The 843-nt window shown below is 37.8% G+C and carries 1 protein-coding gene; it reads left to right on the top strand.

Going from position 1 to position 843, the window contains the following annotated elements; all coding sequences use genetic code 11:
* Positions 1 to 843, top strand: an 843-nt coding sequence (locus tag AWN68_RS13355; protein WP_068416575.1) for a glycosyltransferase family 4 protein, incomplete at both ends; no start/stop codon positions are given.

Here is an 843-nt window from a genome sequence, read left to right as displayed (position 1 = left end):
CATGATTAAGAATAAAGTATTTTCTGTTGTATTTAATGACTTAAGAAATGACAATAGAGTGCTTAACCAAGCGTTCTCATTGGCTTCTGAAGGTTACGATGTGACTTTAATGGGGATTCAACGGAAAACCTCACTACCGGCAACAGAACAAATTAATGGGGTTAAAATCATTCGGAAACGAATGATGAATAATGTGATAGAGCGCATTAAATATGTACGCGCGGTATACTTTATTCTATTTGTGTGGTTACAGTTTTTTAGACAAGCAAGAATTAAATATGACATCATTCATTGTCATGATTTGAACACGTTGCAGTTTGGTGTTCTCATGAAGCTCATCAAGCTTGGCAAGGTTAAGTTGATTTATGATGCGCATGAATATGAAACTCAAAGGAATGGCCTTCATGGTTGGCGATGGACATATGTAAAGCTTAAGGAGCGTTTTCTAATTAAGTTTTGTGACCGTGTCATAACGGTGGGTCCTACCATTGCAGATGAATATGTACGCTTGTATGGTATTGAAAAGCCAGCAGTGATTCTAAACTGTCCAATTCTCAGGTCAAAAGAAGTGATCAAAAAGAATTTATTTAGGGAGCATTTTGGTATTCCTGCCTCAAAGAAGATTTTTTTATACCAGGGTTATTTATATCCCGGGCGAGGGATAGAGGTAATACTTGAGGCTTTTGATCAACTCAATTTAGCAGATGGTGTATTGGTTTTCATGGGTGAAGGTACACTTACGGATGAGATAAAAAAGCATCCGAAGTATGGTGAATCGGTATTTGTTCATCCATTTGTGTTGGGAGATGTGCTTTTAGGGTACACTTCTTCTGCCGACTGTGG

Origin of the sequence: Roseivirga echinicomitans, assembly GCF_001592935.1 — a bacterium.
GTDB lineage: Bacteria > Bacteroidota > Bacteroidia > Cytophagales > Cyclobacteriaceae > Roseivirga > Roseivirga echinicomitans.
Note: the sequence above shows the minus strand (reverse complement) of the source record. Positions and strands in the feature narration are given on the sequence as shown.